We start from the raw sequence: 6,614 nt of genomic DNA, 5'->3' as shown, positions 1-6,614 counted from the left end.
AGGGACACGAGGATTTTCAATCCTCTGCTCTACCAACTGAGCTATCGAGGCACTTTAAAAGTGCTAATTAAAAACCTGTAAGATGTTTAATTAAGCTCCCACTAGACTCTAACTACTGAGCTATCTGGGCGTGCGGCGTATTAAACGAGTTTTGCCCTTACAAGTCAACTTTTTTTTTTACTCTTTATAACTGTTTGAACGGTTTTCAAGCAACAATGTGCACTTTTATATACTAATGTTTATTTATCCAACAATTTTTTGCTAAAAACCTTAATTTAATCAATTAAACCAGACTAAAAACGTAGTGAATTATTTCATGTAAATGATACGATTACTGTGGAAATACGATAAGGGCTTATCGTGATAACAAATAGTAATGGGAACAATCAATGCAGAGTAAATTCTCCTCGCCGGTAAAAGGCTTACTGCCGCTTTTTTTAATTATTAATATCGCAGTAACAACGCTTGCGATTGTTGCCTTCGCGTTTTATTCACAAAACACACAACCTACACCAGCAGTAAAACAAAAAGTAAGCATTACTCAGCTTGCTGAGCAGCTAGATTTACCAATGGTAGATGCACTTACCATGTATGGCCAAGACAAGGTTCGCCAGCTCCTTGAGCTAACCTCAGTGCTAGATGATGAGTTTGAATATACGCTTTATCGTTTTAATGCCACATCCGAAACCCAATTGGTATATAGCAGCACTAAACCCGCTATCGCATCTAAAAAAGTAAATGAGCATTTAACTGAACAAGGTGTATTGCACCATATATTGCTATTAAACGACCAACCAATTGGTGAACTCATAATAAAACAGCAATTACCAGCGCCGCCATTAACGCAGCAAGACTCACAAGTTATAGCCTATATTATTGCAGTTATAAGCGTGTTTTCCTTGTTTGCATTAGCCCTACTATTTAACACCTATATTAATACGCGCTTACGCAAAAGCAGTCATTTACTAAACGAAGAACTTCAGGCAATTACTGAAAATGACAATTACGAGAGTAAGGTAAATGAAAAACTAGACTTAGGTTTATCTGGCGTAGCTGAAAATATTAACTTACTGCTTGATAAAGTTAACTCGGTAATGTCTGAAAAAGCATCTGCGCAAAAAGAGCTTCAAAGGTTACAAACAGGCCTTGAGAGCGAGGTACAACAAAGAACAATTGCATTAGAGCAAGCTACATTAAAAGCGCAACGTGCTAGTGAGACTAAAACAAACTTTTTAGCCACTATGAGCCATGAGATCCGCACGCCTATGAACGGCGTTATTGGCACTATAGACTTACTAAGACAAACCGAGCTTGACGGCGCACAGCACCGCTTAAGTACCATTATCCGTGAGTCAGCATTTTCATTATTGAGTATTTTGGATGATATCTTAGACTTTTCTAAAATTGAAGCAGGTAAACTAAATATTGACCCTACCCCTTTTTCGGTCACAGATACGATTGAAGAAGTCGCTCGCGTGCTTTCATCGGTCGCTAAAAAGCGCCAACTAGATTTAGAACTTTCTATTGCCCCGGATATTCCGACTAATCTCACCGGCGATACAATTCGGGTTCGCCAAGTGCTATATAACCTGTGTAGTAATGCCATTAAATTCACCACTACTGATGAAAAACGTCAAGGGCACGTAAAAATATCAGTAGAAGTAGCCCACAATACAGCAGATCATTTTACCTTACGTTTTTGCGTAACCGATAACGGTAAAGGTATGACACAAGCACAACTTAGAGAAATATTTAACCCATTTGTGCAAGCCGAAAACTCAATTACCCGCGAATATGGCGGTACTGGTTTAGGCCTTTCTATTTGTAAAAGTTTAACCGAGCTAATGCTTGGTACTATTAATGTGACTAGTCATGCAGGTATTGGTAGTGAATTTACTGTTGAGCTGCCATTTGGTACCTCAGGAAAAATTAAATACGCCCATAAAAACGCCCTCAATGGCAAGCATGTAGTAGTCGTTAGTAACCATTTAGAGCGCGAAAAAGTAATGTACCGTTATTTATCGTTTATGGGCGCTAAAATTACTTATGTACACAATCAGCAAGAAATAGAAGAACAACAAGATCACCACGATATTATATGGGTTGTGGATGGTATAGATGATATGGAAAAAGTTAACTCTTTACTGCGTCGTCTTATTTACTCTCTTGAAGATAACAATCAACAAGTTGTGGTATTAAGTAAACTTGATGAAGCTGCCATAAATCATAAAAATATATTTTATATTAATGCCTCACCGCTTTGTAAATCTAACTTTATGATGTCGCTGTTAGTGGCTGCAGGCTTACATCAACCTAAGCAAATTAAAAAAACAAAAACACTTAACAATTACTTAAATGTTGAACAAGCACGCGATGCGAATAAGCTCATTTTATTAGTCGAAGATAACCTGCTTAATCAGCAAGTTTTAACCGACCAGCTGCATATACTAGGCTATGGTGTTGAAGTAGCTAATAATGGTGAAGAAGGCTTAGATATGTGGCGTAAAAACAATTACTCACTCATATTAACTGACTTACATATGCCTAAAATGTCAGGTTACGACATGGTTGAAAAAATTCGCGATGAAGCCGAGCTATTAGACTCCGTAGACGCCCAGCCTTACATTATTGCAGTTACAGCTAATGCGTTAAAAGGTGAAAAAGAACGTTGCCTAGCTGTAGGTATTAATGACTTTATCACTAAGCCTATTGAGCTTAATGCATTAGAAGACACATTAAAGCGTTGGTATGACAAGCATAATAAAGATCAAACGGTTGTCATTCATCAAAAGCCAGCTATGCCTATAAATATGCAAGCCGTTTCTACTTATGTAAACGGCGACGAAGCCAAGCAAATACGCTTTTTCAAAATGTTTTTAGAACAAAGTCAGGGCCTAATTAAGAGCATTAATTCAGGCGTTATGGTTAATGACAGAGATGAGATCAGTAATGCCTGCCACCAGCTCAAGGCAATCTCTAAAACCATTGGTGCAGAAGCCGTTGCACAGTGCGCTGAAGAGTTTGAAGATAAGTGTAAAAATGCAGAGCTTGATACTGATGAGCTAATAGCGCAAAGAGATACGCTTGAAATAGAGTACTCCAAAGCCGCACAGTTTTTAAAAGAGCAGGTGCGCTCAGCAAGCATAGATGAACAAGTGCTTTAAAATATAGTTATAAAAAAAGGGCTTTATAAACAGCCCTTTTTTATATCAATCCTCTTAAATAAGTGAGCTATTTTGAGGATTGTTACTATACCTAAAATTACTTTTCAGGCGGTCTATAGCCTTCAATTTCTACGTCTTTACCCTCAAACAAAAAGCCAACCATTTGCTCTTCTAAAAACGTACGATGCTCTGGGTCCATCATATTTAAATGCTTTTCGTTAATTAGCATAGTTTGCTTATGCTGCCACTGTCCCCAGGCTTCTTTAGAAATATTATTAAAAATCTTCTCGCCTAGTTCACCAGGGTACAACTGAAACCCAAGCCCTTCGGCTTCTTTTTGTAACTTTTGACAAAATACTGTACGTGCCATAATCGACTCTCTTAAGCGCTAAATGCTAATAGTTTAACCTATTGAGTTCATTTGTTTAACCAACTTTTTAGTTGGTGCAGCTAAACCGACCTCAATTGATTGATCTAACGGGTACCACACAAGTTGCTTATCGTTTACTACATCTGGTACGTTATTAATGCGAAGCACATACGGATTTATTGTTAGCTCAAAATGCGAAAACACATGAGTAAAAGGACTTAATTTTTCAAGTTCGACTTGTAAGCTTTGCTGGTTTAGAAATAACACCATCTCACTGTATTCGTTAAATTCAAAGAAACCAAACAAACCGCCCCAAATCCCACTACTCGGACGTTTTTCCATTAGTACCTTTTCATCATGTTGAATAATTAACTGATGACAACTTTTTTTAGGCACCGTTTTTTTAGGCTTAGAGTGAGGAAACTCTTTTACCTTTCCAGCATTATAGGCGCCACAATCGCTATTAAGCGGGCACGCTTGACAGTCAAAGCGACTGCGCGAGCAAACACTGGCGCCCAAATCCATCATGGCTTGGTTAAACTCAGTCACATTGTTTTTAGGGGTTAACTGGTTAGACAAATGCCAAAGTTGGTTTTCTACTTTTTTTACCCCATACCACCCTTCAACCATAAAATAACGAGCAAGCACTCGCTTAACATTACCATCTAAAATAGGATGATGTTGCCCCAGCGATAACGATAATACTGCACCGGCTGTAGAGCGCCCTATTCCGGGTAAATCCATAACCTCTTCAAGTGTAGTAGGAAATTCACCTTGGTATTTATCTCGCACAATTTTGGCTGTTTTATGTAGATTACGTGCCCGTGCGTAATACCCTAAGCCGGTCCAGTGGTGCAGTACTAAATCTTCATCTGCATTTGCTAAAGCAATAATATCTGGGAAACTTGCCATAAACTTTTCAAAGTATGGAATAACCGTAACAACTTGCGTTTGTTGTAACATTACTTCCGACACCCACACTTTATAAGGGGTTTTATTCAGTTGCCAAGGAAGGGTTTTACGCCCATGAAGGTGATACCAGTCAACTACTTGGTTAGCAAATTTGTCTGACTGGGGTTTATTTAAATCCAACATATACTACTTATACTCATGCTCAATAGCGGCTCAGTCTATTGCAGTTAATAAAAAGATCAAGCAATGAACTTGCTGTAACACGCTTATACTTGTGATTAGCGCCGTGGTCAGGGATAATACGCAACCATTTTTAAACACAGTGTTTTTGTCAGGCCAATATTATGAGTGAATCAAGTAACAATAACCTTGAGCAAGCTAAGCAAGAAGGTAAGTATATCCGTACAGTCCGCAGTTTTGTAAAACGCGAAGGCCGCTTAACTAAAGGCCAAGCTGCCGCAATAGAAAAGTGTTGGCCAACAATGGGGCTTGAGCATAAAAACGGTCTACTCGACTTAGCCCAAGTATTTGGCAATGACAATGATGTAGTATTAGAAATTGGTTTTGGTATGGGTAAGTCATTAGTTGAAATGGCAAAAAATGCCCCGCACCTAAACTTTATTGGTATTGAAGTGCATCGCCCAGGGGTTGGCGCATGTTTAATGGATGCAGATGAAGCCGGCGTTACAAATTTACGTGTATTTGAACACGATGCAGTAGAGGTGCTTGCTGACTGTCTTGCCGATGAGAGCCTAACAACGCTGCAGTTATTTTTTCCTGATCCATGGCACAAAAAGCGCCATCATAAGCGCCGTATAGTGCAAACTGAATTTGCTGAAAAACTTCGTTCAAAATTAAAAATTGGCGGTGTTTTTCATATGGCCACTGATTGGGAAAACTACGCCGAGCACATGCTAGAAGTTATGCAAGCAGCGCCTGGCTATAAAAACCAGTCATCTACCAACGACTACGTACCGCGCCCGGATTCGCGCCCACTAACTAAGTTTGAGCAGCGCGGCCACCGTTTAGGTCACGGAGTGTGGGACTTAATGTTTGAGCGCACAAAATAATCATACCCATTTAGTAATCAATAATTTGTAAGGCAAAGCCATTTATGAACGTATTAACCAACCCAAGTTTACTGTTACTTCGTAATAGCGAAGAGCTAGTGGGAAAATCTATCTTGGTGGTCAACTTTGTTCAAGATGGCTTTTTAGCAGAGCTAAAGCAGCTAAACCCTCAAAGTGCCATCACCGCATTTAGTTATAACCATGCTAATGGCGAATTTGCTAGAAAAATAAGTGGCATAAACGTATGTGTTAACCACGAAATTACTGGCAAAGATTACGATTTAGTCATCCTTTACTACCCTAAATCAAAGCCAGAAGTATTAATGGCACTTGATAATATTCGCGCCGTTATTAGCGAGACAGCACAGCTGCTTGTGGTAGGCGAAAATAAAAGTGGCGTTAAATCAATAGAAAAGCAACTAGCTGGTAAGGCGCAGTACAGCAATAAAATAGACTCTGCTAAGCATTGTATTTTGTTCTCATTTGAGCAGTTACAGCGCAACCCAACCTTTACCATAAGCCACTACCACAAAACATTTACTGTTAATGTGGCAGGTATAGAGTTTGATGCTATCAGCGTACCAGGAGTGTTTAACCACGGCGCATTAGATGCAGGTACAAAAATGTTACTCGAAAACGCACCGACGACAAAGCAAGGCAATGTGCTTGATTTTGGTTGTGGTGCAGGCTTAATAGCCACTTTCTTAGGCATTAAAAACCCAGCACTCACTTTTACTTGTAGTGATGTAAGTGCACTGGCAACTTATGCCACTGAGCAAACATTAAAGCTTAACAATATTCAAGGCAGCACTATTTTAAGTGATGGTTTAAAAAATATTAGCGGAAAGTTTGAGTTAATTGTCAGTAACCCTCCTTTTCATACCGGCATTGCAACCGACTACACAGTTGCAGAGTCCTTCTTATCAAATGCTAAGCAGCATTTAACTAAGGCGGGTAAGCTAAGCATAGTGGCTAATAGCTTTTTAAAATACCCGCCAATTTTAGAAGCCCAATTTGGCAACTTTCACACTGTATTCAAAAATAATAAATTCGCTGTTTACAGCAGCTAGAAAAATATGACATTTAGGCTGGGTATTT

The 6,614-nt window shown here is 39.1% G+C and carries 5 protein-coding genes; 3 read left to right on the top strand and 2 right to left on the bottom strand.

The features are described 5' to 3' along the window. Positions 1–389: 389 nt before the first annotated feature. On the top strand, positions 390–3,164 hold the full coding sequence (locus tag AABI99_RS10570) for an ATP-binding protein (RefSeq protein WP_338365709.1): 2,775 nt from the start codon (positions 390–392) through the stop codon (positions 3,162–3,164). A 97-nt stretch (positions 3,165–3,261) separates the two neighbouring features. Here the strand turns inward: AABI99_RS10570 and AABI99_RS10565 are convergent, their stop codons facing one another. Both AABI99_RS10565 and mutY read right to left on the bottom strand, forming a co-directional pair. Continuing rightward, positions 3,262–3,534, bottom strand: coding sequence for an oxidative damage protection protein (locus tag AABI99_RS10565; protein WP_062570343.1), 273 nt, complete (start codon positions 3,532–3,534; stop codon positions 3,262–3,264). A 33-nt stretch (positions 3,535–3,567) separates the two neighbouring features. Next, positions 3,568–4,629 carry an A/G-specific adenine glycosylase gene (mutY, locus tag AABI99_RS10560; RefSeq protein ID WP_338365706.1) on the bottom strand — a complete coding sequence of 354 codons (1,062 nt, stop codon included), beginning with the start codon at positions 4,627–4,629 and terminating at the stop codon, positions 3,568–3,570. A 161-nt stretch (positions 4,630–4,790) separates the two neighbouring features. On the opposite strand from mutY, the gene trmB reads away from it, so the two are divergent. Next, entirely contained in the window at positions 4,791–5,516 is a 726-nt protein-coding gene (gene trmB, locus AABI99_RS10555; RefSeq protein WP_338365705.1) for a tRNA (guanosine(46)-N7)-methyltransferase TrmB, read from the top strand. A 44-nt stretch (positions 5,517–5,560) separates the two neighbouring features. Further along, on the top strand, positions 5,561–6,586 hold the full coding sequence (locus AABI99_RS10550; protein WP_338365703.1) for a methyltransferase: 1,026 nt from the start codon (positions 5,561–5,563) through the stop codon (positions 6,584–6,586). The last annotated feature ends 28 nt before the right edge of the window (positions 6,587–6,614 follow it).

It is taken from the genome of uncultured Pseudoalteromonas sp. (assembly GCF_963922945.1).
In the GTDB taxonomy this organism is placed as follows: domain Bacteria; phylum Pseudomonadota; class Gammaproteobacteria; order Enterobacterales; family Alteromonadaceae; genus Pseudoalteromonas.
The sequence above is the reverse complement of the archived record's forward strand: the minus strand, read 5'-3'. Positions and strand labels throughout refer to the sequence as shown.